Source organism: Kitasatospora sp. NPDC057738, from assembly GCF_042798815.1.
In the GTDB taxonomy this organism is placed as follows: Bacteria; Actinomycetota; Actinomycetes; order Streptomycetales; family Streptomycetaceae; genus Kitasatospora; species Kitasatospora lactacystinica.
On sequence record NZ_JBHVJT010000011.1, the window covers coordinates 1 to 22,830 of the forward strand.

At 72.0% G+C, this 22,830-nt stretch carries 21 protein-coding genes and 1 pseudogene; 10 read left to right on the plus strand and 12 right to left on the minus strand.

Annotation, left to right across the window (positions count from 1 at the left end):
• Nucleotides 1–124: 124 nt before the first annotated feature.
• The gene (locus ACFVGO_RS08150) at nt 125–2,338 is read right to left on the minus strand and encodes a glycoside hydrolase domain-containing protein (RefSeq protein WP_380631120.1); all 2,214 of its coding nucleotides are present in this window, start codon (nt 2,336–2,338) and stop codon (nt 125–127) included.
• A 314-nt stretch (nt 2,339–2,652) separates the two neighbouring features.
• A complete protein-coding gene (locus ACFVGO_RS08155; protein WP_380631121.1) occupies nt 2,653–3,360 on the minus strand; it encodes a TetR/AcrR family transcriptional regulator in 708 nt (235 codons plus the stop codon).
• A gap of 107 nt (nt 3,361–3,467) precedes the next feature.
• Here ACFVGO_RS08155 and ACFVGO_RS08160 point away from each other — a divergent pair.
• Nucleotides 3,468–4,058, plus strand: a pseudogene (locus ACFVGO_RS08160) (DUF4386 domain-containing protein); the annotation flags it as partial.
• Here the strand turns inward: ACFVGO_RS08160 and ACFVGO_RS08165 are convergent.
• Entirely contained in the window at nt 4,028–5,317 is a 1,290-nt protein-coding gene (locus tag ACFVGO_RS08165) for an FAD-dependent monooxygenase (RefSeq protein WP_380631122.1), read from the minus strand. The pseudogene ACFVGO_RS08160 and the gene ACFVGO_RS08165 sit on opposite strands and share 31 nt — an antisense overlap.
• Before the next feature lie 125 nt (nt 5,318–5,442).
• Here ACFVGO_RS08165 and ACFVGO_RS08170 point away from each other — a divergent pair, with 125 nt between their 5' ends.
• Entirely contained in the window at nt 5,443–6,429 is a 987-nt protein-coding gene (locus ACFVGO_RS08170) for a TetR/AcrR family transcriptional regulator C-terminal domain-containing protein (protein ID WP_380631123.1), read from the plus strand.
• A gap of 37 nt (nt 6,430–6,466) precedes the next feature.
• Here ACFVGO_RS08170 and ACFVGO_RS08175 read toward each other — a convergent pair whose 3' ends face one another.
• A complete protein-coding gene (locus tag ACFVGO_RS08175; protein ID WP_380631124.1) occupies nt 6,467–7,432 on the minus strand; it encodes an NAD(P)-dependent alcohol dehydrogenase in 966 nt (321 codons plus the stop codon).
• 100 nt (nt 7,433–7,532) lie between these two features.
• On the opposite strand from ACFVGO_RS08175, the gene ACFVGO_RS08180 reads away from it, so the two are divergent.
• The 5 genes from ACFVGO_RS08180 to ACFVGO_RS08200 all read left to right on the plus strand — a co-directional run bounded on the left by ACFVGO_RS08180 (nt 7,533) and on the right by ACFVGO_RS08200 (nt 11,624).
• Nucleotides 7,533–8,213: a TetR/AcrR family transcriptional regulator gene (locus ACFVGO_RS08180; RefSeq protein ID WP_380631125.1), complete on the plus strand. Its 681-nt coding sequence runs from the start codon at nt 7,533–7,535 to the stop codon at nt 8,211–8,213.
• A gap of 145 nt (nt 8,214–8,358) precedes the next feature.
• On the plus strand, nt 8,359–8,835 hold the full coding sequence (locus tag ACFVGO_RS08185) for a hypothetical protein (protein WP_380631126.1): 477 nt from the start codon (nt 8,359–8,361) through the stop codon (nt 8,833–8,835).
• 199 nt (nt 8,836–9,034) lie between these two features.
• Nucleotides 9,035–10,102, plus strand: a complete 1,068-nt coding sequence (locus ACFVGO_RS08190; protein WP_380631127.1) for a protein kinase family protein — start codon at nt 9,035–9,037, stop codon at nt 10,100–10,102.
• Between the two features lie 500 nt (nt 10,103–10,602).
• Nucleotides 10,603–11,403, plus strand: a complete 801-nt coding sequence (locus ACFVGO_RS08195) for a hypothetical protein (RefSeq protein WP_380631128.1) — start codon at nt 10,603–10,605, stop codon at nt 11,401–11,403.
• Nucleotides 11,400–11,624: a hypothetical protein gene (locus tag ACFVGO_RS08200; RefSeq protein WP_380631129.1), complete on the plus strand. Its 225-nt coding sequence runs from the start codon at nt 11,400–11,402 to the stop codon at nt 11,622–11,624. Before ACFVGO_RS08195 ends, ACFVGO_RS08200 begins: the two co-directional genes overlap by 4 nt.
• A gap of 160 nt (nt 11,625–11,784) precedes the next feature.
• Here the strand turns inward: ACFVGO_RS08200 and ACFVGO_RS08205 are convergent, their stop codons facing one another.
• The 6 genes from ACFVGO_RS08205 to ACFVGO_RS08230 all read right to left on the minus strand — a co-directional run bounded on the left by ACFVGO_RS08205 (nt 11,785) and on the right by ACFVGO_RS08230 (nt 18,821).
• The gene (locus tag ACFVGO_RS08205; protein ID WP_380631130.1) at nt 11,785–12,627 is read right to left on the minus strand and encodes a hypothetical protein; all 843 of its coding nucleotides are present in this window, start codon (nt 12,625–12,627) and stop codon (nt 11,785–11,787) included.
• Nucleotides 12,628–12,745: 118 nt separating this feature from the next.
• On the minus strand, nt 12,746–13,648 hold the full coding sequence (locus ACFVGO_RS08210) for a S41 family peptidase (RefSeq protein WP_380631131.1): 903 nt from the start codon (nt 13,646–13,648) through the stop codon (nt 12,746–12,748).
• Nucleotides 13,649–13,797: 149 nt separating this feature from the next.
• A complete protein-coding gene (locus ACFVGO_RS08215) occupies nt 13,798–14,295 on the minus strand; it encodes a phosphoribosyltransferase (RefSeq protein WP_380631132.1) in 498 nt (165 codons plus the stop codon).
• A 163-nt stretch (nt 14,296–14,458) separates the two neighbouring features.
• Nucleotides 14,459–16,915 carry an FtsX-like permease family protein gene (locus tag ACFVGO_RS08220; protein WP_380631133.1) on the minus strand — a complete coding sequence of 819 codons (2,457 nt, stop codon included), beginning with the start codon at nt 16,913–16,915 and terminating at the stop codon, nt 14,459–14,461.
• Entirely contained in the window at nt 16,909–17,640 is a 732-nt protein-coding gene (locus tag ACFVGO_RS08225) for an ABC transporter ATP-binding protein (protein WP_380631190.1), read from the minus strand. The genes ACFVGO_RS08220 and ACFVGO_RS08225 overlap by 7 nt, the downstream gene beginning before the upstream one ends.
• Nucleotides 17,641–17,888: 248 nt before the next feature.
• Nucleotides 17,889–18,821, minus strand: coding sequence for a LysR family transcriptional regulator (locus ACFVGO_RS08230; protein WP_380631134.1), 933 nt, complete (start codon nt 18,819–18,821; stop codon nt 17,889–17,891).
• A 98-nt stretch (nt 18,822–18,919) separates the two neighbouring features.
• Between ACFVGO_RS08230 and ACFVGO_RS08235 the strand changes: the two genes are divergently transcribed.
• From ACFVGO_RS08235 to ACFVGO_RS08245, 3 genes are all read left to right on the plus strand, one after another.
• The gene (locus tag ACFVGO_RS08235; RefSeq protein ID WP_380352007.1) at nt 18,920–19,411 is read left to right on the plus strand and encodes a GNAT family N-acetyltransferase; all 492 of its coding nucleotides are present in this window, start codon (nt 18,920–18,922) and stop codon (nt 19,409–19,411) included.
• A gap of 44 nt (nt 19,412–19,455) precedes the next feature.
• A complete protein-coding gene (locus ACFVGO_RS08240) occupies nt 19,456–19,632 on the plus strand; it encodes a hypothetical protein (RefSeq protein ID WP_380352009.1) in 177 nt (58 codons plus the stop codon).
• 410 nt (nt 19,633–20,042) lie between these two features.
• Nucleotides 20,043–20,567: a hypothetical protein gene (locus ACFVGO_RS08245; RefSeq protein ID WP_380352011.1), complete on the plus strand. Its 525-nt coding sequence runs from the start codon at nt 20,043–20,045 to the stop codon at nt 20,565–20,567.
• A gap of 475 nt (nt 20,568–21,042) precedes the next feature.
• Here ACFVGO_RS08245 and ACFVGO_RS08250 read toward each other — a convergent pair whose 3' ends face one another.
• Entirely contained in the window at nt 21,043–21,489 is a 447-nt protein-coding gene (locus tag ACFVGO_RS08250) for a spore-associated protein A (protein WP_380631135.1), read from the minus strand.
• A 676-nt stretch (nt 21,490–22,165) separates the two neighbouring features.
• Complete coding sequence (locus ACFVGO_RS08255; protein WP_380352014.1) at nt 22,166–22,747, minus strand: NUDIX domain-containing protein; 582 nt, start codon at nt 22,745–22,747, stop codon at nt 22,166–22,168.
• Nucleotides 22,748–22,830: the final 83 nt, after the last annotated feature.

Here is a 22,830-nt window from a genome sequence, read left to right on the forward strand (position 1 = left end):
AACCCCCCGCTGGAGTGGGTGTCGGGGAAACCGGGCGGGGGGGAGGATTGGCCGGTCCCCCCCCCCCGGGGGCTGTGCGGGGGGTGGTGCCGCCGGGGTGGTGCGGTGGTGGGATGTTCCCGGGTCAGCTCCGGGTGGCCACCAGCTGGCTGGAGCCGTCCGGCAGGCCCGCGATGGCGGCGCGCTGGGCCGGGAAGGTGCTCGCGCCGTACGCGCCCTGGACCGCGGCGAAGCCGGACCAGGCGCCGCTGGTGAAGCGGGTCTCGTGGTAGAGGTTGCCGTCGTTGCCGATCACCGCCACCTGGGACGAACCGTCCGGCAGACCGGCGATGCCGACCGCCCGCGCGGCCATGGTGGGCGTGCCGCTGCCGGGAAGCGCGGCGAAGCCGGACCAGTTGCCGTCGGCGAAGCGGGCCTCGTGGTAGATGTTCACGTCGCCGCCGATCACCAGGACCTGCGAGGAGCCGTCCGACAGCCCCGTGATGGCCACCCGCGAGGCCGCCATCCGCGAGCTGTTCACACCCGGGAGCGGGGCGAAGCCGCTCCAACTGCCGTTGGAGAAGCGGGTCTCGTGGTAGACGTTCCCGTCGTTGCCGATCGCCAGGACCTGGGCGGACCCGTCGGGCAGGCCGGCGATGGCGATGTCCGCGGCCCCCATGGTCGGGGTGCCGACCCCGGGGAGTGCCCCGTAGCCGGACCAGTTGCCGTCGGCCGAGCGGATCCGGTGGTAGACGTTGCCGTCGCTGCCGACGGTCACCACCTGCGAGGAGCCGTCCGGCATGCCCGCGATGCCGGTCCGGCGGGCCTGGGTGGCCGGCGTGCCGTCGTCGGGCACCCCGGCGAAGCCGCTCCAACTGCCGTTCGAGGCGCGGACCCCGTGGTAGAGCCGGCCGTCCAGGCCGATGCCCAGCTCCTGCGAGGAGCCGCCCGGCAGCCCGGTGATCGCGGCCTCCGAGCCGCGGAACACGCCCGCGCCGCCCGTCAGCGGGCTGAAGCCGGGCCAGGCGCCCGAGCTCTGGCGCACGCCGAGGAAGAACGCGGAGGACTGGGACGGCGGGGCGGCGGTGAGCTGGATGTCCAGGTAGTCCTGGTCGATCGCGATCGCGTAGCCGCCCCAGGTCTCCGGGTTCTGCGGCGAGGCGTACTGGTGGGCGCGCTGGTGGTTGTTCCAGTAGCCGGCCGGTATCGACGGGTCGGCGGTGTCCTCCTTGCCGTTCCAGTTGGCGCTGAAGACGGCGTCGGGCATGGCGTAGGCGCTGTTGCCGGCGTTCGCGGCCAGGTCCTTCATGCCGGACGAGGAGCTGCTGTAGACGCCGGAGTTGTAGCCCCAGGCGTGCAGTTCGTTGGTCCAGGCGGTGAGGAAGGCGAGCACCGCGGCCGAGTACTGCGGGGTGGTGTACGCCTCCATGTCGTAGTAGAGGATCGTGCCGGGGCCGAAGCCGAGGGCCTGGGCCTGGCTCACCGCGTCGTCGGCGGCGTTGGCGCCCTCGGTGGCGGGGTAGCTGATCTTCGGGGCCTGCACGCCGACGTACATCGGCATGAAGGCCCAGCCCGCGGCCTGCTGCTGCTGGACCCAGGAGGCCGTCAGGTTCGGCTGGGCGCAGGCCCGCCTGACACCGCCGATGTAGACGCCGACCGCCCGGTACGGGGAGGAGGCCATCCACGCGTTCATCGCGGCGCCGGAGGGCGCCGTACAGGCGTCGAAGCCCTTGCCGGTGTAGTTCGTCGCCGACGCGGGAACCGACGCCGCCGCGGCCGAAGCAGCCGGTGCGGCGACTGCGGCCATGGCCTGGCCGGACGGCGCGGCAGCGGTGGACTTCGGGGCGGCGGTGCCGGCGGACTTCGGGGCGGCGGTCGTCCCGGGCCCGGCGGGCGCCGGCTGCGGTCGGTGCGTCGGCGCGGGGGTGAGCCCGGCGCCGGTGATGATCCGCCGCACCAGCGGCTGGTCCGTGTCGTACGTCCCGGTCACCGCGACGACGCCGTCGGTCGCCCGGACCGTCTGCGCGACCGGGTTGGAGCCCTCCCGGTCCGGCGCCGCGCCCTCGGCGGGCTCGACCAGCAGGGCCTCCGTGCGGCCGGTCAACCGCGGCGGGCAGGCCTGCTGCTCGCCCGGGTGGCCGAGGTACACCGCGTGCTGGTCGAAGCGGACGCAGGCCTGCGGGTCCGCGGCCAGGTCCACCACCGGCCAGGCCGAAGGCACCTGGAAGACGCGGCCCTGGTACGTCACCGCCTTGGTGTCCGGGCTTGCGGCGGGAGCTGCGGCGGCGGAGCCTGCGGCGGCGGGCGCCGCCATCAGCACGGCCGCCACGACGGCCGCGGCGCTCCGGAGCGCTGTCATTGGGGACTTCACCCAGTTCTCTCCTGACGTGACGAAAGACCGCACGCCGAGGAGTCGGCCGCGCGGCGTCGGCCACGATATCCACGCCTTCGACGGGTGCCGCCACAGGCCCCTCCCGTCAGCCGACTGTCCGTCAGTCCGGCCGGCCGTCAGCCGCTGGTCCCGGCACGGTCCGACCGGCTCCGGGCCACGGTCCGGACGAGGGCGTCGTCGTCCGGTCCGGAACCGACGACGGGCGGTGAGCGGCCGCCTGGGGGGCGCGCCCGCTCCAGGCGATCGGGCGCGCGGGAGTCGCCCGGTTTCCCCCGGCCCGCTCAGGCCCGCCCGGAGCTCCATCCGCGCTCGTGGAGCCGCGCGAAGCCGTCGAGGAGGAGGTCGAGGGCGAACTCGAACTCGAACTGGTCGTCGCAGCCGCTGCCGACGACCGACGCGCCGTCGTGGGCCCGGGCCATGGCGATCTCGGCGATGTGCGGGTACCTGGCCGCCATCGCCTGGAGCGCGGCGGCCTGCTCCCCGGGCTCGTCTCCCGGAGAAGCCGGGAACAGCTCCTGGGTGAAGCCCCAGACGCGACTGCCCAGCGCGTGCATCGCGTGGTGGGTCAGGTCGACGGAGAGGCCGCCCCCGCGGAACGTGCCGATCACGGAGTCCAGGTAGTCCAGCACGGCGGGGGTGGGGGTGCCGCGGGACTCGATGACGCGCAGGGCCCACGGGTGGCGCAGCAGCGCCCGCCGGGCCGACAGGACGCGCTCGCGGATCGCGCTCCTCCAGTCGGGGCCGTCGGCCGGGGGGTCGATCTCCCCGACGACGAGTTCGACCATGCCGTCGAGGAGCTGCTCCTTGTTGGCCACGTGCTTGTAGAGGGCCATCGGCACGACGCCCAGTTCCTGGGCGAGGCTGCGCATGCTCAGCGCCTCGATCCCGGACTGGTCGGCGCGGGCGACGGCGGCGCGCAGCACGCGGTCCCGGTTGAGCGGCTTCCTCCGCTCGGTGGCCGCCTGTTGGGCGTCTGCCTGCTTGGCCATGGTCCTCACCGATCCCCCTTGACAGGTGTACGGGGTACACCATACCGTCCCGCCGTGAGGTGTACGGCGTACACCTCTTCCCGCCTCCACGGCCGAAGGAGCCCCAAGTGGCCTCACCGAGAACCCTCGCGACAGCGACGGGCACGTGCTTCCTCGTCACCCACGTCACCTCGATCGGCGGGCTCGTCCTGTACGGCCCGATCCTGAAGACCGCCGACTACGTGCTCGGCGCCGGCCCGGACACCCGAGTGCTCCTGGGCGCCCTGTTCGAGGTGCTCCTCACCATCGGCATCGTCGGCACCGCATTCGCGATGTACCCCGTCGCCCGCCGGCACGGCGAAGGCCTCGCCGTCGGGTACCTCGGCCTGCGCACCCTGGAAGCCGCCGTCATCGCCGTCGGCATCGTCAGCCTGCTGGCCGTGGTGACCCTCCGCCAACACCCGCCGCAGGGAGCGGACAGCGCCGCGCTCCTCACCGCGGGGAAGGCCCTGGTCGCCGTCCACGACTGGACGTTCCTGCTCGGCCCCAACTTCATCTGCGGGGCCAACACCGCGGTGCTCGCCTGCCTGCTGTACCGCTCCCGGCTGATACCGCGCTTCATCGCCGTACTGGGGCTCGTCGGCGGCGCACTGATCTTCACCTCCGCGATCGCCGTCCTGTTCGGCCTCTACCCGCAGGTCTCCGGGCCGGGGATGCTCGCCGCCGTTCCGGTCTTCGCCTGGGAGCTGTGCCTGGCCTTCCGGCTGATCACCAAGGGATTCAACCCGACGACCGCCGCCGACACGGGTGACGGCGATGCGCCGTAGTCGCGCAGCCGGATCGGGGTGGTGCGGGTGCTCTCAGGTGCCTGGGCGGCCAGCATGTCCAGAATCCCCTGGGTGGGGGCGGGCATGAAGAACCGCTCTGCGCCCTCGCGACCCAGGGCCTGGTGCTCCGTCACGTAGCCGCGCATCTCGCGCTCGTACGCGGCGAAGGCCGTCGTGTGGTCACCACCGGAGGCGGCGAGTTCGCCGGCCAGGATGTACGCGCCGATCAGGGCCTGCGAGGTGCCGCGGCCGGAGGTCGGGCCGGCGCAGTACCCGGCGTCGCCGAGCAGCACGACCCGCCCCTTGGACCAGGTGTCCATCTCCACCTGGGCGTTGGCGTCGAAGAAGAAGTCCGATGCCCGCGCCATCTCCTGGAGCAGGCGCGGGATCTCCCAGCCGCCGTCCGCGAAGCGTTCGGCGATGAGGCGCTGCTGCCCGGCGCGGTCGTGGCGGTCGTACTCCAGATGCCCGGCGGCGAAGTGGAAGGCGGCGCGGGCCTCGCTGTTGGCGCGGGCGGTGAAGATGTTGGCGGCCCTGCCCGGGGCGGCGTGGAGACGGCCGGTGTTCTGCAGGCCGAGGTAGTTGTCCAGACTGAAGACGGCGGTGTAGATGCCGAGGTGGCGCACGAACTGCTCCTCGGGGCCGAAGGTGAGCGTCCGGGTGCGCGAGTGCAGGCCGTCGGCGCCGACGACCAGGTCGAAGCGGCGGGGAGCGCCGCGCTCGAAGGTGACCTCGACGCCGTGCTCGTCCTCGGTCAGGCTCGCGATGGAGTCCCCGAAGACGTACTCGACGTCGTCGCGGGTGGCCTCGTACAGCATCCTGGTCAGATCGCCCTTGAGGACCTCCAGGTCTCCCGCGAAGATCACGGCCGGCAGGGTCGCGTACTGGCGGCCCTCGGCGTCCACCATCGCCGCGTCGCCCATCTCGGTGTCCAGCTCGCGGATCCGCTCCAGCAGGCCCATCCGGTCCAGCACGTCCAGGGCTTCGCCGCGGAAGTCCACCGCGTAGCCGCCCTCGCGCACCGCTTCGGCGCGCTCCACCACGGTGGGGACGAAGCCGTGGCGGCGCAGCCAGTGGGCGAGCGCCGGGCCGGCCACGCTGGCGCCGGAGATCAGCACAGTGCGGGTTGTGGTGGTGGTGTTCTTGGTCATCCCGGGTTCCTCTCTCAGGTCTGTGCGTACAACGTATGAGGCTCAAGTTCGCCTGTGAAGTGTGAAGATCGAGAAGGAACCCTAGTGCGCTAGGATTCATGCACTAGTACACCAAGGAGTGCATCATGTCGGCCTTGCCGCCGTACGCGAGGATCGCCGCCGAACTTCGGCATCGCATCGAGGTCGGTGAGCTGCGTCCGGGTGACCGGGTGCCCTCCACGCGGGCGGTCACGCAGCGGTGGGGGGTGGCCATGGCCACGGCGACCAAGGCGCTGGCGGTCCTGCGGCAGGAGGGTCTGGTCCGGGCGGTGCCGGGGGTGGGGACCGTGGTTTGCGCCGCCCCCCGTGCGCCGCGGGCGGCCCGAGGGGCGGCCGACCGGCGCACGGAGGGACCGTCGGAGGAGTCGGCGGCGCGCCGACGCCTGGTGCTGGCAGGAATCGCGATCGCCGACGCGGAAGGGGTGGCCGCGCTCACCATGCGGCGGCTGGCCGCCGAACTCGGCACCTCGGCCATGTCCCTGTACCGGCACGTGCAGAACCGGGACCAGCTCCTCGCGCTGATGGTCGACGCGGCCTACGCGCAGGCGCCGCTGCCGACCCCGGCCCCGCCGCACTGGCGGTCCTGCCTGGACCTCTCGGCCCGGGCGCAGTGGCGGCTCTACCAGGAGCACCCCTGGCTGGCGGCCACGATGAACCTCGCCCGGCCGCTGCTCGCACCGAACGGCATGCGCCACATCGAATGGGCCCTGGCGGCGCTGGAGGGCCTCGGCCTCGATGCCGACACCCGCATGCACGCGGCGGTCTCGCTCTTCGGATTCGTCCGGGGCTGCGCGGTCGACCTCGCGGCGGAGCAGGCGGCGGGTCAGGCCAGCGGTGTCACCGGCGATCAGTGGATGCAGGTCCAGGAGGGCCGGATGGCCGCGCTGCTGTCGGACGGCACCTTCCCGGCGTTCACCGCCGCCCGCGCCGACCCCGGCCTGGGCCTGTCCGCCGAATCCCTGTTCACCTTCGGCCTCGACCGCCACCTCGACGGCTTGGCGGCCCTCATCGCCGCCGCGGGCGACCGGTCGAACCTCGGCGGGACGAGCGGCGCGGTCGGCAATCTCCAGTGAGGCCGGTGAAACCTCGCCGAGACGGGACAGCAGGGTCCTACGCGACCCTGACCACGTACTTGCCCCGGACGCCGCCCGCCTCCAGCGCCCGGTGCGCCGCCGCTGTCTCCTCCAGGGGGAAGACCGTGTCCACCGCGGGGCTCAGCTTGCCCTCGGCCACATGGCGGGCGAGGTCGTCGAAGTCCGCCCGCTTGGGGTCGCCGCTGAAGTAGCGCACCCGGCCGGGTCCGTGGACCGTACTGGCCGCGAGGTAGCCGAACGTCGCAGCGGGCCGTTTCGGGTCGAAGGCGATGGTGACCATGCGCCCGCCGGAATCCAGTAGGCGCCGGAAGGCCCGCAGGTCGGTCCCCGCGGTGTCCAGGACCACGTCGAAGCGGCCCAGTTCCGCCGGCCGCACGGTCCGGTGGTCGACGGCCTCGTGCGCGCCGAGCCCGCGGACGAAGTCCAGGCCGGCCGCCCGGGCGAGGGCCGTGACCTCGGCGCCGTACGCCCGTCCGAGCTGGACGGCGGCGTTGCCGACACCGCCCGCCGCGCCCCGGACGAGGAGCCGTTCGCCGGGGCGCAGCCCGGCTTTGTCCCGCAGCGCGGTGATGGCCGTGGTGGCCACCGGCAGCGCGGCGGCCTCCACCGGGTCAAGACCGTCAGGGAGCCGGCCGACCCGCTCGGCGGGCACGGCCACGTACTCGGCGGCGCTGCCGAACCCGGAGGTGCGGCCCAGGACCCCCCATACGCGCTCGCCGGCCGCGAACCCTGTGACTCCGGCCCCCAGTTCGGCGACCTCGCCGGTGAAGTCCAAGCCGACCCGCTTGGGGAATGTCCGGCCGCTCAGGAGGCGGAGACGGCCGGCACGGACGGCCAGTTCGCCGCCGTTGACGCTGAACGCGCGCACCTTCACGAGGACCTCGCCGCGGGCCGGCTCGGGGCGTGGCACGCGGCCCGTGTAGAGCACATCGGGGCCGCCGTAGCGGTCGTAGAGCACTGCCTTCATCATGCGGTCGTTCATCGTTCCGCCTCTGCCGCCGGGAGCCGTACGGGATCTGGCACCGACCGTAAGCTCTCAAGTGGACGCAATCGTCCGCTTGGACCGGAAGCGAGAGACAGTGATGGCGGAATCCTCTCGGATCACAGCCCGGGACGGGATGCGGGCGGACGCCCGGCGCAACCGGGAGCGCGTCCTCGTCGCCGCCCGCGCGGTCTTCGCGGAGCACGGGATCGACGCCCCGATGGCGACCGTGGCCCGTCGGGCCGGGGTCGGCGTGGCGACGCTGTACCGACATTTCCCGACCCGGGACGCTCTGGTGCGGGGCGCGTTCGCGCAGCAGATGGAGACCTGCGCGCGGGCTCTCACCGAGGCACTGGCCGCCCCCGACCCTTGGCAGGGCTTCCAGCAGCTGATCGAGACGGTCTGCGCTCTGCAACGGGAGGAACGCGGGTTCCCGGCCGCGTTCGTCACGGCGTTCCCGGAAAGCACGTCGGAACACGCGCAGTCCCGGCACCAGGCCGAACGGGACTTCACGACCCTGGTACGCAGAGCACAGGCGTCGGGCGCGCTGCGGGCCGACTTCCACCCTTCCGACCTCGTCGTGGTCCTGTTGGCACACGGCGGCCTGGTGACCGCCCTGCCGGATGACGGTGCGGCCTCCCGGCGCCTGGTGGCCTATCTGCTCCAGTCGTTCCGCACCGGCACGGCCGACGAACCACTGCCTCCACCGGCCGCGCTGACACTGCGCAGCCTCCCGATCGCAACGGACAGTCCCCAGGGGCAGCGGCCCACCAGAGCCTGACCCGAGACGGAACCTGCCGCAGGGCACGACCGTCGGCCGTACTGCACGGTGCCGTCCGTGGTGCCGTGCACGCCGCCGTGCTCGTGCCCGGAGGTTCTTCCGAACCCGACATCCGGAAAGCGGCCGTCGTGCAAGGATCGTCGACATGCGGAGCATTCGGACCGAGGCCGCCGGCCTTGTCTCAGTCGAACGTTCGCAGTTCGGGCTGTGGGAGGAGGACGAGTTCGCCGAGGACGGCAGCTGGCTGGAACTGCCACTGGCTGACGGGACTCCTGGAGTCACACTGACCGACGGGGCGGTCAAGGTCCGCAGTTCGATTCGGGAGCACTATGCGGAGGTGACCCTTGAGTTGACCGACCGTCCCGTGCGTCCGGAGGGGTTCAGCCTCCTTGCCAGGGTTCCGTACAGGTCGCGGACGGGCCGCATCGACGTGTGGACCCTCTTCTCGGGTCCTGCCGATGTGGCGCTGGAGTTCGAACTCGAAGGAAAGCCACGCGATTTCACACTCAGCGTGTTCTGGGCACGTGCAGCTGATTCGGACGATCGGATGAGCGCGGACCTGCCCCGCGGGGTGGAAAGGTTCCGCTTCGCGTTCGCGCCGGTGGTGGCAGCGGCGGAATGACCGGCAACCGTCCCGCCGCCGGCCGTGATCCTTCGGGGCCACGACAGGGTCGAGACTCCGCACTTGTCGTCCGGGAACACAGTCGTCCCTGGCATGTGGAGTGACCGGACACCGCAGTGTCACTTCACCCGATCCGGATGGCGGCGACCCTGTTGAGCGATCACCGACGCCCTGCTTCAGGGGCACAGAGGAGCCGTGGATGCGCCACTCCGAATGTCAGCACGACGCACGTCTGGCCGCCTACGGGACCATTGCCACCCGCCTGTCCCTGGTGAGCGACCGGCGTCTCGGCGAGATCGTGGCGTCCGCTCCTCCGGTCGGATCCGGTATCGGCGGCAGGTCGGCGGAGCTGGCCATCGACGGGACGCGGGTCTTCGTCAAGAGAGTGCCGTTGACGGACGTCGAGACCCGGCCGGAGAACGTCCGGTCCACGGCGAACCTCTTCGGGCTGCCGATGTTCTACCAGTACGGAGTGGGCTCGGCCGGGTTCGGTGCCTGGCGGGAGCTGGCCGTCCACATCATGACCACCAACTGGGTCCTCGGGAAGGAGTACGAGGGCTTTCCCCTGATGTACCACTGGCGTGTCCTGCCCGACTCTCCTCCCGAGGGCTTCGTGGACGAGTTCGGGGGCATCGACGGAGCGGTCGCCCACTGGGAAGGCTCGCAGGCAGTACGCGAGCGCCTGGAAGCCATCGGCCGATCCTCCCGCAGCCTGGTGCTGTTCCTGGAACACATGCCGCAGACACTCCGCACCTTGTTGCGCGAGCACGGGGCGACCGCGGTGGCCGGCGGCAGCTCTCCCGCGTGGGTGGAGGATGCTTTGGCGCGGGGCACGGCATTCATGAGCTCTCACGGACTCGTGCACTTCGACGCCCACTTCGACAACCTGCTGACCGACGGCCGGCTGATCTGCTTCGCGGACTTCGGGCTGGCGCTGAGCTCGGGTTTCGAGCTGTCAGCAGCCGAGCAGCAGTTCCTCTCGGACCACCTCGGGTACGACCGCGACTGCACTGCGAGCCATCTGATCCACCACCTCGTCGACCGCGTCCGGGGCGGTATCGAAGCAGACGTGTTCCTTCAGAAGTGGATCGCGGGTCGGAGGCCCGAGGCTGTTCCGCCCGAGATCGCCGCGATCGTCGAGCGGCATGCCAGGGCCAGCGTCGTCCTGGACGGCTTCCACCGCCGGCTGCTGTCGGAAAGCAAGCAGACGCCGTACCCCGGTGCCGAGCTCAACCGCGTCGCAGACGCCGGTGAGACATCGCGCTGACATTCGAAGGAGCGGGCCCCGGCCGCGACTTGTCAAGGAGGCGACCTGCGGGCCCGCAGCCACAGGCCGACGGCATCCCCGGGACTCCAGCGCCTGGACACTCCGCCCCGGTCGGGAAGGTCAGTCGATCCAAAACCGTTCTTCGTGGGCGGCCCGGGTCCTTCGCAAGAGATGTGCGCGTCACCGGATGCTCGGCTGGTCGGTCACCGGTCGCCGCCGGTGTGGTCGGCCTGCGGCGTGCCCAAGGTCCGTGTCGCACATCACATCGAGATCCTCAAGATTTTTTGCCGGAACGGCCTCCGCTCGGGCTTGTAGGTAAAAGAGCTTGATGTTTCGACACCGACCTGGAGACGCGCATGGCCATCATCCCCTCGACTCAGGGCGTTAGCTGCCACCCGCCGACCGCCCCCGGGGCCTGCCTTCGAGGACAGGCGGCAGGCGTGCCTTCCGCGCTTCCCGGCCTCAGCCCCGTTTGTGCTGCCCGGAGGCCGCGGCGGTCGGTGGAGGTGTCGCTCGGGACGGTCGGGGAACGACCCTTCCTGGAGGAGGAGGTGGATCCTTATCGGCTCGTGGGAGCCATGATTGTCGGGCTTCTGCAAAGGAAAGCTGCCGTTGAGGACCGGAGCTCTCTGGATGTCGGGCTGACAGCGCTGTTGGGCGGCTTGCTGTTGAAGGTCGCCGCCTATACGGGTGCGCTCGCCTGCGAGCCGCCGAAGCGAGAGGCCCTGGTGGCCGCGCTCGCAGCCCGCGGCGCCGCCATCAGGGGCAACACCGGCACGGTGAATGAATTCAGCCGGACCTGGCTGGGACTGTCCGACCCGGATCGGTGGCACGCAGCCGTGGAGGCGGCCCTGCTCGGGGACTGGGTGGAGGAACTGGGCAGGGGCTGGAGCGAGGACCCCGAGATCATCACGCTGTTGCGGCGCTGCTCTCGCGAGGAGCACCGCAATTTCCTGCCGCTGTGGGAACGGAAGGCTCAGGGACGGCGGTTGATGCTCCTCGGCCAGCACATCGGTGCGGACCTCACCGTCGCGGACCTGCTGGTCGACCGCCGCGCTCCGGAGGCCGAGGCGCTGAGCGCGGAACTGGCCGACAGCCGGCTCCTCGCGGTCCTTCGGGGCCTGGCCCCTGACGAGGTCGCCACCACCCGGGCCTGGGCCGCCGGCGAGGAGACCTGGGCCCTGGCGGCCCTCGCGGTCGGCCTGCCCGCTGAGTTCGGCGAGCGGGTGCGTCGCAAGCTCAAGCGCCTCGGAACCCGTCACACCGAGCGTGCCCTCGCCGCGGGGACAGTGACGCGATGAGCCGACGGCCGGTTTCTCCCGAGACGGAGCGCGGCCTGCTGGTGCGCGTGCCGGCCGCGCCGACCTGCACCGCCGTGGCCGGTACCGGCTCGGTCGGCGGTGCCCTGCTGTCCGGCACCGTGCCACCCGATTCCCCGCTGGTGTGGCCGCTCATCGTCCTGGCCCTCGGCTCCATGGCCTACGACCTCGGCGTCCGAGCCCTCCGGGGCCGGGACCGCTGACGGTGCGCCCAGGGCCCGGGAAGGAACGTCACCCCGGGGCCTGGGACATCAGCCCTCGGCCCGCCACAGCTTCGATCTCACCGATCCAAGCTTCGGCTTCAGCGCGTTGGCGCCGCCGCGGCAGTTCCTGTCGCGTCGGTGATCATGCGCGCTTCCCGCCTCAGTAGCCCCTGACGAGGAGCTTGGCTCTGGTCTGGGGCCACGTGGTGTGCACGTAGTGGTCCTCGGCGGCGCGCCAACGCCTGATCCACGCCTCGGGGTTCTCGCCGCGTGCTCGCACCCGCTGCAGGCAGACACCTCGCGGGGTGTCGACGTAGGCGGTGAAGTGGTAGTAGCGGGCCAGCTCCGGGCGGGCGGAGTAGACCCCTTCGACGATCACCACGGTTCCGGAAGCGATCTCGCGCCAGGCCCCGAGCTGTCCGGTGGTCCAGTCGTAGACCTGATAGCGGGCGGCCCGGTCGTCCCGCAGCGGGATCAGGACCTGGTCCCGGAGGCGTTCCCAGTCGAAGTAGCGGTGGTAGCCCTGTTCCGCGTCGAGCAGCTCCCGCTCGCGGTCGGGCATCGGACGGTAGAAGTCGTCGACGTGGACGATGACGGCGCCGTCGAGGTGTCCGGCCACCGCGGCAGCCAACGTCGTCTTGCCGGATCCTCCCGTGCCGTCGATGGCGACGATCCTGGTGGCCCCTTGGGTCCGGGACAGCTGCAGGAGGCCGTCGGCAACGTCCTTCGCTCGCTCCGCCACGTCCACGAGTTGCTGACGCGTCCGCAGCTCGGTGGTCCGCGCGGCGCTCGACAGCACAATCTCCTGTGCTTCCCCGAGGCCGACTCCCAGCAGTTCCCGGGTGACGGCGATCGAGTCCATGACCCCGGCCCCGAGGTCCCGCAGCAGCCGCTGGACATGTTCCATGCCCTCGTCCTGGTCCAGCAACGGCCCGCATCGCTCGACCAGGTAGGCCAGTCGTGCGGCACGCTCTGGAGAAACGCCCTGGATGTTTTCGAGCATGAGAACTCCTCGTGGGTGGCGTGCGGGGCGGGGACAAGCTACTTCCTGCGCACCTCGGGCGACCACTTCTTTGCCGGCCGCCTCCGCCGACTGCCCGCTCCCCCGCGGGGTGGTCGTTCTAGGTGCGACGGCAGGACTCCTGGCGCCCGAGCCAGCCGGTCGCGGCGGTGAGTGACGGATCCCCCTCCTTGCGGGTGTCCACGGCCTCGTCCGGCTCGATCGGCCCCGCGTGGATCCGGCCCGTGCGATCCGCCTCGGCGGCGCCCGTGAGCAGGACGACCGCGCCGTCCGACAACCGGTGCGCGGCGTTGCCGGTGGGCACCCCGTAGGTGCGCGCGCCGAAACTGCGGGTGTCCGGGCGGCCGATGAACGCGATGGCGACGGCCTCGCCCGCGCTGCCCGTGCCCGGGCCGGTGAGGACGGCGACGGGCAAGCCCTGCCCCGGGTCACCGCCGGCCCCGGAGGGCTCCGCCTGTGGAGTCCCGTCCAGGAACGGCACGCCCCCGCGCACCGACCAGACGCTGCGGGTGCCGTCCGCCGTGACGAAGGCCCCCACCGGACCGTCCCCGAGCAGCGGAGCCGCCACCGCCAGCGGCGCCCACATCCCGCCGCCGCTCTCCCGGCGCAGGTCCACCACCCAGCCGCAGGCGGTCGCCCCGGCGACGGCGGCGCGGCCGCGGGCGACGTACTCGGCGTAGGTGCGCTCCGAACCGTTCACTGCCGGAAGACTCAACCTGGCGATGCCGCCGGGAAGTTGTTCGACCGTCGGGGCGTCGACCGTCGCGGGGTCGGCATCCACGGCCGCTGCCTCACCGGGCGGGTAGAACCTGCTATGACTGTCCCCGAGAGCCGCGACCGCGCCGCCGACCGCACCGTGGGTGTCGGCCGTCGTCCGCGCCCCGGCCGCCCGCGCGAACGCCTCGTCCCGCAGTTTCGGCCAGTCCACCGTCGCGGTGTTCAACGACTCCCGCTGCAACAGGTCCAGCGCCTCCGACAGGTAGCCGTGCGCCTGCGCCGACATGCCTCCGGATCCCCCGGAATCCCCGGAATCCCCCGAACCTCCTGAAGCGCACCCCGCGACCAGCGCCAAGGCGCCCGCCGCCGCCCCGGCGATCCGCACCGCCCTCATCCGCGCCCCTCTGCCGGTTCGTGCAGCCGTAGCATCCCCGGTCAGGCGTCGAGCACCTGGCCGTCGCGCCTGACGACCGGTCCTTCCGTCGACCACGGGAACTCGATCCAGTCGTCGGTCCTCTTCCACACGTACTCGCACTTCACCAGGGAGTGCGACTTCTCGTAGATGACGGCGGACCGGACCTCGGCGACATGGTCGAGGCAGAAGTCGTGCACGAGCCGCAGTGTCTTGCCGGTGTCGGCGACATCGTCGGTGATCAGGACCTTCTTGTCGGTGAAGTCGATCACGGCGGGAACGGGCGCCAACATGACGGGCATCTCCAGAGTGGTGCCCACGCCCGTGTAGAACTCGACGTTCACCAGGTGGATGTTCTTGCAGTCCAGCGCGTACGCCAGACCGCCCGCGACGAACACCCCGCCGCGGGCGATGCTCAGGACGAGGTCGGGTTCGTATCCGTCGTCGGCGATCGTCTGCGCGAGTTCGCGCACCGCTCGCCCGAAGGTCTGGTAGTCCAAGGTTTCGCGCACATCAGTCACGGCGACCAGTGTCCTCGGCCGTCGGCCGGGCGGCGAGTACCGGCACGCTCAGGAGCGGAAGTGTGGTGTTTCACACCTCGGTCGCACACTCCGGGTCGGGAGCGGGCCGGGACTGGGCCGGAAGGGCCGTGCCCCACTCCCGGGTGCCCCACTCCCGGATCCCCTACTCCCGGATGCCTGCGGCCTCGATCGCCCGGAAGCGGGTCGCGCGCAAGGCCGCTCCCCACCCGGTGATCACGGTGACGAGGGCGCAGAGCGCGACGGTCCCCAGGATCTGCGTCCACGGGATCACCGTCGGTGCCGAGGTGACGAGTTCGCTCAGCGAAACGTGCTGGGTCACCGCGGCGAGCCCGGTCGCCGCGGCCGCGAGCAGCGTGCCGACGACCACCGCCACGGCCGACTCGGCCACGGCCACCTTCGCGATCTGGCCGCGCACCGCGCCGGCCAGCCCGAGCAGGGCGAACTCCCGCCGCCGCCCGGCCATCGCCATGATCAGGGTGTTGGCGACGGCGATCAGCGCGTAGGCCAGCGCGATCCCCAGGATGACCACCGCGGCGTTGTCCGTCTGCTCGGCGGCGCGTGCGCGCTGGGCCTCCAGGTAGGCGTCATGGGTCATGACGTGCGCGCCGGAGCCGGCCAGCGCCTGGTTCACCGCCGCCGTCTGCTGTTCGTCGAGCGGCCGGCCCGGGCCCGTCCGGGAGTCGAGGTAGACCCGGTTCGGCGTCACCGCGCCGGTCAGCGACGCGGACAGGTAGGTGTCGTCGCCGTTCAGGCCGCGTGCGACGACCGCCGCGACGACGGTCGGCACCCGAGCGCCGGTCGGCAGCAGCGTGACCACCTGGTCCCCCACCGACAGACCGTCGGATCGGGCCGCGTGCTCGTCGATGACCAGGAAGTTCTCGGGCAGCGAGGTGAGCGAGCCGGAGAGCACGGGCGGCGTGACGGTCGTGCCCAGCGCGGACGCGGGCACGGCGTTCGTGCTCAGCGAGTCGATCTGGTCGCCCTTCGCGGTGCCGATCCGGATGTTCATCGAGGTGACCGGGGTGACCCGGACCCCGGGCACGGCCGCCAGCTTCTCCAGCGTCCGCGCGTCGATCCCCGTGCCGCCGGGCACCACCACGCCGGCCGCGTGGATCTCCTGCTGCTGTCGGGCGAGCACCACCGCGTCACCGGACTTCTGCACCGTCAGCAGGGTGGCGACCAGTCCGACGGCCACCACGATCGGCGCCACCGTGGCGGCCGTACGCCGCCGGGAGGTGAGGATGTTCTCGCGCACCAGCAGCGGGCCGGCCTTGGCCGAGCCGCGCAGCGGGCCGATCAGCGCCCGGGTGACCGGCCGCAGCAGGATCGGCGCCAGCAGGGTGACCGCGCCCACGTACAGGACCGGAACGGCCTCGTACTTGCGGGCGCTGGCCGCCAGGTACGGCTCGGTCCGGGCGATGACGATCCCGGAGGCGACCGCGCCGATCAGCATCCCGATCCCGAGCAGCCAGCGGATCGGCGTCATCCCGCGGCGCTCCACCGCGCTCTCGCGCAGCACCTCGATCGGCCGGATCAGCGAGACCCGGACCAGGGTGGCGGCCGAGCCGGCCAGCGCCGCGGCCACGCCGATGACGAAGGAGACCAGCAGCGGCAGGGGGTTGAAGGGGATGGTGAACCAGGACGGGGCCACGTTGTGGTCGAGCATCCAGGAGCGCAGCGGCACGGTGCACAGCGGGGCGAGGACACAGCCGACGACCGCCGCCGCCAGGCCGATCAGCAGCGCCTCGCCGAGCACCATGCGCCGCACCTGCCGGGGCGCGGCGCCCACCAGCCGCATCAGCGCCAGTTCACGGCGGCGCTGCTCGGTGGCAAAGGCGAAGGTCGCGATGACGACGAACACCGCGACGAACACCGCCAGTCCGGTCGTACTGCCCGCCATTGCCTGGGCGTTGGCCAGCGCCTGGGCGCCGCCGGTGGAGTCGGCGTCGAGCCGGGTCAGGTCGTCACCACCGAGGACCACGGCCCGGCCGCCCACGAGGGCGGACAGCTGCTGCGGGTTCTGGTCGGTGACCAGGGCGTTGACCCCGGGCGAGAGGCGCTGGGCCTCGGCATCGCTGAAGAAGACGGCGCTCTCGAACCAGCGCGCGTCGGTGACCCCCACCACCTGGTAGCGGCCGGCGTTGTCGGATGTGGCGGCCTCGGCCTGGCGCCCGATCAGCGACTGGTCTCCGCCGCCGACGACGATCTCGTCCGGGGCCTGCGGCGCGCGCCCGGCCAGCAGGCGGTAGCCCGCGAAGGCGGCCGATGACCAGGGATGGCCGGTCGTCCCCCCGGAGCCGGGGTTCAGCCGTACCGGGAAGCTGCGGTCGGGTGTGGCCTTGCCCGAGGCGGTCACCTGCGTCACGACCTCGGCCGGCAACACCGCCGGGGCCTTCATCGGGCGCCCCTCGAAGCCCTGCGGCGCGACCACGACCCGGGCTTCCTTGAACCGCTGCGGCCCCGGGTGCGGCGTGCCGAAGGTGGCCGCCAGGGTCAGCGTCATCATGCCGATCATCGTCGTGCCGAGCGCGAGGGCGAGGAAGGCGCCGACGAAGCCCATCAAGCGGTGACGCAGGGTGGCTACGGCGAGCTTCAGCACGGGTTCGCCCCGCTCCCGCCGGGCTCCAACGCCGCCATCCGCAGCGCCACGGTCTCGGCCGTCGGCTCGAACAGCTCGCCGGTCACCCTGCCATCGGCGAGGAAGACCACCCGCTGCGCGTACGAGGCCGCCACCGGGTCGTGCGTGACCATGATCACCGTCTGCCCGTGCTCCTCGACGACGCCGCGCAGCAGCGCCAGGACCTCCCGCGCGGTACGCGAGTCCAGCGCGCCGGTCGGCTCGTCCGCGAAGATCACCTCGGGCCTGGTCACCAGCGCACGCGCGATGGCGACCCGCTGCTGCTGCCCGCCCGACAGCTCGGCGGGCCGGTGCCCACCGCGCTCGGCCAGGCCGACCTCGGACAGCCCCCGGTCGATCGCCACCGGGTCGATCGGGCGCCCGGCCAACCGCAGCGGCAACTCGATGTTCTGACGGGCAGTCAGTGCGGGGACCAGGTTGAAGGACTGGAAGATGAAGCCCATGTGCTCACGGCGCAGCTCGGTCAGGGCGCGCTCGGAGAGCTCGTGCAACGGCGCGCCGTCGAGCAGGACCTGGCCCGCGTCGACCCGGTCGAGGCCCGCCGCGCACTGCAGCAGCGTCGACTTGCCCGAACCCGAAGGGCCCATGATGGCGGTGAAGGTGCCCGCCTCGAAGCCGACATCCACCCCGTCGAGCGCCCGCACCCGGTTGTCGCCGCGGCCGTACGTCTTGTGTACAGCGGTCAGGCGGACGGTGTCGCCCGCCCGCCCCGCGCCGACGGAGGCCGGGCTCGAAGCCCGTACCGGTAGTGCCTTGTTCCGGAACACTCGCTCGCCTTTTCCATCGGGGCATCGGTCGGGGCATCGGTCACCCGCCGCACCGACGCTACGGCCGTTCACGGTGTCCACACCTCCGGACTGCCCCTGATCTCGCCCCTGAGGAACCCCCGAGGAACCCCTGACCCGGGCAGACGGCGGCCGCACGGCCTGATCGCTCAACGGGCCGACGCGGCACCGTCGTTCGACCGTTCGCCCCGGCCCGCCACCACGGATTCGGACACCGCGGTGAAGGCACGCACGAGGGGACGGTCGTCTCCCCGGCGGGTGGCCAGGAGGACCCGGCTCACGGCGGGCGGCCCGTCGAGTTCGAGGCGCCGTGCGCCCGCGGGGAGCAGCGTGGTGGCGCTGTGGGGGGCGATGGTGACGCCGAGGCCGGCGGCGACGAGCATGATGATGGTGTGCCAGTTGGAGCACTCCTGGGCGACCCGGACGTCGTTGCCGGTGTCCCGGATGGGCTGGGTGTTCACGTCGAAGGCGTGGGCTCCCGCCGAGCGCGGGAAGAGGATCAGGGGGTCGGCGGCCAGCGCCGCCGCTTTCACCCGGCCGTTCCCGGCGGCGGGGTGGTCGGTGGGGACGACCGCGACGAGGCGTTCCGTCGTCAGAGGGGCGAGGTCGATGTCGTCGCGTTCCTCGGCGTCCCGGACGATCCCGATGTCGGCGGTGCCGCGTTCCAGGGCCGTCAGGACGTCGACGGTGAAGCCGTCGTGCAGCCTGACCTGGACGTCCGGGCGGCGGCGGGAGAAGGCGCGGAGGCGTTCGCTGACGATCGCGGTGGCGGAGGTGATGAAGGCGATGTCCAGGCGCCCGGCTTCGCCGCGGCCGACGCGGCCGGCCTCGTCGAGGTCGGCGGCCAGCCGGCCCAGCAGGTCCCCGGCCCGCGGCCGGAACGTCGCTCCCGCGTCCGTGAGACGGACGCTCCGGGAGGTCCGCCGGAACAGTTCGACGCCGACGATCTTCTCCAACTGCCTGATCTGCTGGGACAGGGCCGGCTGGGCGATGTGCAGGCGCTGGGCGGCGCGGCCGAAGTGCAGTTCCTCGGCCAGCGCCAGGAAGTACCGCAGATGGCGGAGCTCGATTCGCTGATCCATATCTCCAGCCTATGGATGGCGGCCGATGTGTGTATTGGACACCTCGGTGGGCGGAGCCGGAGGCTGACATGGTGTCGTTCAGGGAAGGGAACCGCCTCATGCCGTACGCCTCCGCCCCGACCGTGGTCTCCTCGATCGCGTCGCCGAGCGACGCCGACGCGTTCCGCGCGCTGAACGAGGAATGGATCTCGCGGCTGTTCACCCTGGAGGAGGAGGACCGGGCCGTACTCGGGGATCCGTTCGGCCGCATCGTGGACCCGGGCGGCGACGTGCTCCTGGCCCGCGAGCCGGGCAGCGGCACCGTGCTGGGGTGCGTGGCGCTGCTGGCCTACCCGGACGCCGTGTTCGAGCTGGCGAAGATGGCCGTGACCCCCGCCGCGCGGGGACACGGCATCGGCCGCCGGCTCGTGGCCGCGGCGGTCGACCGGGCCCGGGCGCTCGGCGGGGCCCGGCTGTTCCTCGGCACCAACAGCACACTGGCCGCCGCCGTCCACCTCTACGAGGACGCCGGATTCGTCAGGATCACCCGCGACCGCCTCCCGGTGGCCGATTACTACGCCCGCGCCGACATCCTCATGGAACTGGCCTGAGGCACCGACGGTGCGGGCGGAGAACGCGAACGGAGGAGGTCGGCATGGACGGTGGTCACCACGGCGGTGACGGCAACGACTCGTGGCTCAGCAGTGTCGTCGGCGGCGGAGACGGGCCCTTCGGCGGCGGCGGCAACAGCGGCGGGCCATTGGGGACCCTTCTCGTGATCCTCCTGGTCTTCGGCGTGCCGATCCTGGTGGTGCTCCTGCTGGCCGACTGACGGGCGGCGGCCGGGCAGCAGGGCGGCCGGGACACCTGCCCCGGCCGCAGGGCTGATGCGTTCTCAGGAGATGGGACGTGACGGTTCGCCGGCTTCAGGGTGAGGTGTCCGAGCAAAAACAAACAACGCGACGCCAGATGATCAAGGTTGCTGAGACCGAAGACCGACCTGGAGTCGCGTCCGCGTGCCATCCTCAGGTTCGGGCGCAGGTCTGTGTGGTTCAAGCGCGACGGGTCGGCGGCCCTCGTACCGCTCTGTTCCCCGAGGGCCGAACGCCGACGGCCCGCCCACTCGGCAGCCCCCGGTCGCCCCTGCGCCACCCGCACGAAGGCTTCGCCGGCGGGCAGCGCCGGACCCGACCGCGCGATATCCGCCGACCGGCCGTCGGAGGGCCGTGGCATCATGCCGCCATGACGACGAGCGAAGCCCCCGCAACGGCGGCCGAGGCGGTGCGGGAACTTCGGGAGGTCGCCCACGGATGGGTCGACGGCCGACGCGCTGACCCGGATCTTCTGATCCGGGCCGCGCTCCGCGTCCTGGTCGCCGGCGTGGACACCCCGTCGCTGGTCCTCCTCGCCGCGCTCTTTCGCGGTGAGGAGGACCAGGCCTCGGAGCTGTTCGGCCAGGTGATGGACGAGCTCGGCTTCGGCTTCCACCCGCCCGAGGAGTACTGGGAGGGCCGGCTGGCGCTCGCCCGCTGGTGGGCCGCCGAGATCGTCGGCGGGTGGCTCGACCCCGTCGAGGGCGCCGCACTCATCGTCGAGGATGTGGCCGAAGCCTATGGGAAGTGCGAGGAGTTGGCACCCGTGGTCGATGCGATGGTGGCGCTCATGGACCCCGCCGGCGCCGCATACCCGGACGACGTTCCCGCACATCTGACCCGGGCCGCCCACGAACTCCTGGCCCGCATCCCACCCCCGTCCACCCCTCTCTGACGGCATGAGAGCGCCGTGTCCGTCGGAGGTCGGCGTTCGCCCAGGCGTTCGATGCACACGGTTCGGGGGACCGTTGCACGCCCCAGTGGAAACGAACGACGCGGCGCCGGATGATCAAGGGCGCCGGGACCGAAGACCGACCTGAAGTCGCGTCCGCGTGCCGTCCTCCCTGATCACCGTCCTTGCGCGCCACTGCGAGAATGCCACCGCCCTCCGCCCGCCCGCGGAACCAAGGCCGGGCCGGCCGCCCCGGCCGAGGCGCTTGCCGCTGTCCCCGATGGATCCGGTCGAAGATCCCGCCCCCGTCCTGGTCGCTCCGGCCGTCGGCGGCAGGACCGTGCGCGGCTCCCGCACCGACGGTGCAGCCGTCCACCTGCTTGCCGCTGCCCGCCACGACAGCCGGAGCGCGCCCGGCCGCTGCCGCCCGCCGTCCTGGTCGTCGCACCGGGACGGCGGGCGGCTTCGCGAATGGGGGTCACGCCCCGCAGTTGGTGTGCCGCCGGAGTACTTCCAGGCCGTTGAACACGCCGCCCCAGGTGACACACGCGCCCTTCGCGTATATGTAGACGGGGCCGGCGTACTTCGTGTAGTTCCCGGAGTCGGTGACCCGGGAACCGGGGGTGTCGTCACGTTCTATGTACACCGTGATGGACCGCGTCGTGGTCTGGTTGTCCTTTATCCCGACGACGCAATTCTTGCCGGTGGCGGCCGAGTAGGTCAGGTAGACCGTCACCTCCTCGGTCGGCGACTGGATGCCGAACCAGCTCTTGACGTTGTACCCGCTCCCACATGCGCCGTTGTAGGCGGCGGTGGCGGCGCTGGCAGTGCCGGGGATCGCCACGACGCTGGCCGCGGAGATCGCCAGCAGGCCGGCGGCCGTGGCCATCCGGCGCCCCGGTCGGGTGATTCGGATTGATCGCATCCTTTTGATGTTCATTTCCCCCTCTTTTCCGGCTTCTTACGGTGAGGCTAGCGCGGCACGCCAGGCTCCAGAAGAGGAACATTCGGCCACGTTCGACCGTGACCATGAAATCGATACCGGGAAACGGAGGATCGGAATTCAGTTCGTCACATCTCGCCCGGCCGATGGCACCGCCGACGGCCGGGGCCGGCCCTGCGGTGCGCGGGGTCAGGGGCGCGGAGTGCGGTGCGGGCGCGGATCTCCTGGTGCTGGTGGTGCTCACGCCTTCCGGGCCTTCCCCGACTTGCGCGGTTTGCCTCACCTGCCGTACGGCCGGTTCCGGCTCCGTGCCGGCATCGTCGCGTCGAACCCGGCCTTGCTGGTCGCTGTTCGCGGTTCGGATACGAGCGTGGTCGCGGCCGATCGCCACGGGACGGCCGAGGCCCGGCAGCACCCAGGCCGCGAGGCCGCCAGCTTCCCGTAGAGCACCCGACAGGTCCTGGATCTGCGGGATCACACCGCGCGCGCGTACGGCCCGTCGAGGAACGGCACCATGTCGATCACCACCAGGGCGGTGCGGGCCGGGTCGAGCCGGGTACAGGCGTGACGGCGACCGCGGCGTTCCTCCTGGCGGGTGTGCTCGCGCTGCGGGATCGACAGGTGTGCAGCAGGGCGGGGGCTTCGACCGGAGGGGCGCTCAGAGGTGTCCCTCGGGGTGGATGGTGTTGGCGGCCATCAGGACCGACACGGCGGCGCCGGAGAGCAGGAGCCGGCCGTCCATCGCGGCGGCCACCGCTTCGTCCAGCGGCCACCACTCCACGGTCATGCCCGTCTCGGTGCCGGTCAGCTCCTGTTCGCCGATCGTCAGGTTCCGGGCGATGAACATGTGGAGGCGTGCGGTGCTCTTGGTCATCAGAGCGATCTCGCCGAGCCTGTTCCAGGTGGCGGCCGTGATGCCGGCCTCCTCCTTGAGCTCGCGCCGTGCGCCGCCCAGCGGGTCCTCGCCCGCATCGAGGCGGCCGCCCGGCGGGGTGAGGACCTCGCCGTGGACGTAGCTGCGGTAGCGGACCATGGCGATCCGGCCCTGGTCGTCCAGGGCGATCGTCAGGGCGCCGTCGACGCGGGCCTGGTGGAACTCGAAGGCCCCTTCGGTCCCGTCGGGCTGGGTCACCGTGTCGCGGTGGATCAGGTACGAACCGGTGTCCAGCAGGGTGGCACGGCCGTGGTGCTGCCACGGCTCGGGCACGGCCGGCTGGCGGGTGACGGTGGGAAGGTTCACGGGCGGACTCCTTCTGTCTTGGCGGTGGTGAGCAGCGGGAGGTCACGGTGGGGATGAGTGATCGGGCCGGCCAGCGTCGGCCG

Coding starts and splice junctions, on each gene's coding strand:
- ACFVGO_RS08240 (WP_380352009.1), top strand. CDS start 19,456: ATGGACGGTGGTCACCACGGCGGTGACGGCAACGACTCGTGGCTCAGC.
- ACFVGO_RS08150 (WP_380631120.1), bottom strand. CDS start 2,338: ATGACAGCGCTCCGGAGCGCCGCGGCCGTCGTGGCGGCCGTGCTGATG.
- ACFVGO_RS08245 (WP_380352011.1), top strand. CDS start 20,043: ATGACGACGAGCGAAGCCCCCGCAACGGCGGCCGAGGCGGTGCGGGAA.
- ACFVGO_RS08180 (WP_380631125.1), top strand. CDS start 7,533: ATGGCGGAATCCTCTCGGATCACAGCCCGGGACGGGATGCGGGCGGAC.
- ACFVGO_RS08230 (WP_380631134.1), bottom strand. CDS start 18,821: ATGGATCAGCGAATCGAGCTCCGCCATCTGCGGTACTTCCTGGCGCTG.
- ACFVGO_RS08175 (WP_380631124.1), bottom strand. CDS start 7,432: ATGAACGACCGCATGATGAAGGCAGTGCTCTACGACCGCTACGGCGGC.
- ACFVGO_RS08190 (WP_380631127.1), top strand. CDS start 9,035: ATGCGCCACTCCGAATGTCAGCACGACGCACGTCTGGCCGCCTACGGG.
- ACFVGO_RS08165 (WP_380631122.1), bottom strand. CDS start 5,317: ATGACCAAGAACACCACCACCACAACCCGCACTGTGCTGATCTCCGGC.
- ACFVGO_RS08200 (WP_380631129.1), top strand. CDS start 11,400: ATGAGCCGACGGCCGGTTTCTCCCGAGACGGAGCGCGGCCTGCTGGTG.
- ACFVGO_RS08185 (WP_380631126.1), top strand. CDS start 8,359: ATGCGGAGCATTCGGACCGAGGCCGCCGGCCTTGTCTCAGTCGAACGT.
- ACFVGO_RS08235 (WP_380352007.1), top strand. CDS start 18,920: ATGCCGTACGCCTCCGCCCCGACCGTGGTCTCCTCGATCGCGTCGCCG.
- ACFVGO_RS08205 (WP_380631130.1), bottom strand. CDS start 12,627: ATGCTCGAAAACATCCAGGGCGTTTCTCCAGAGCGTGCCGCACGACTG.
- ACFVGO_RS08155 (WP_380631121.1), bottom strand. CDS start 3,360: ATGGCCAAGCAGGCAGACGCCCAACAGGCGGCCACCGAGCGGAGGAAG.
- ACFVGO_RS08170 (WP_380631123.1), top strand. CDS start 5,443: ATGTCGGCCTTGCCGCCGTACGCGAGGATCGCCGCCGAACTTCGGCAT.
- ACFVGO_RS08250 (WP_380631135.1), bottom strand. CDS start 21,489: ATGCGATCAATCCGAATCACCCGACCGGGGCGCCGGATGGCCACGGCC.
- ACFVGO_RS08210 (WP_380631131.1), bottom strand. CDS start 13,648: ATGTCGGCGCAGGCGCACGGCTACCTGTCGGAGGCGCTGGACCTGTTG.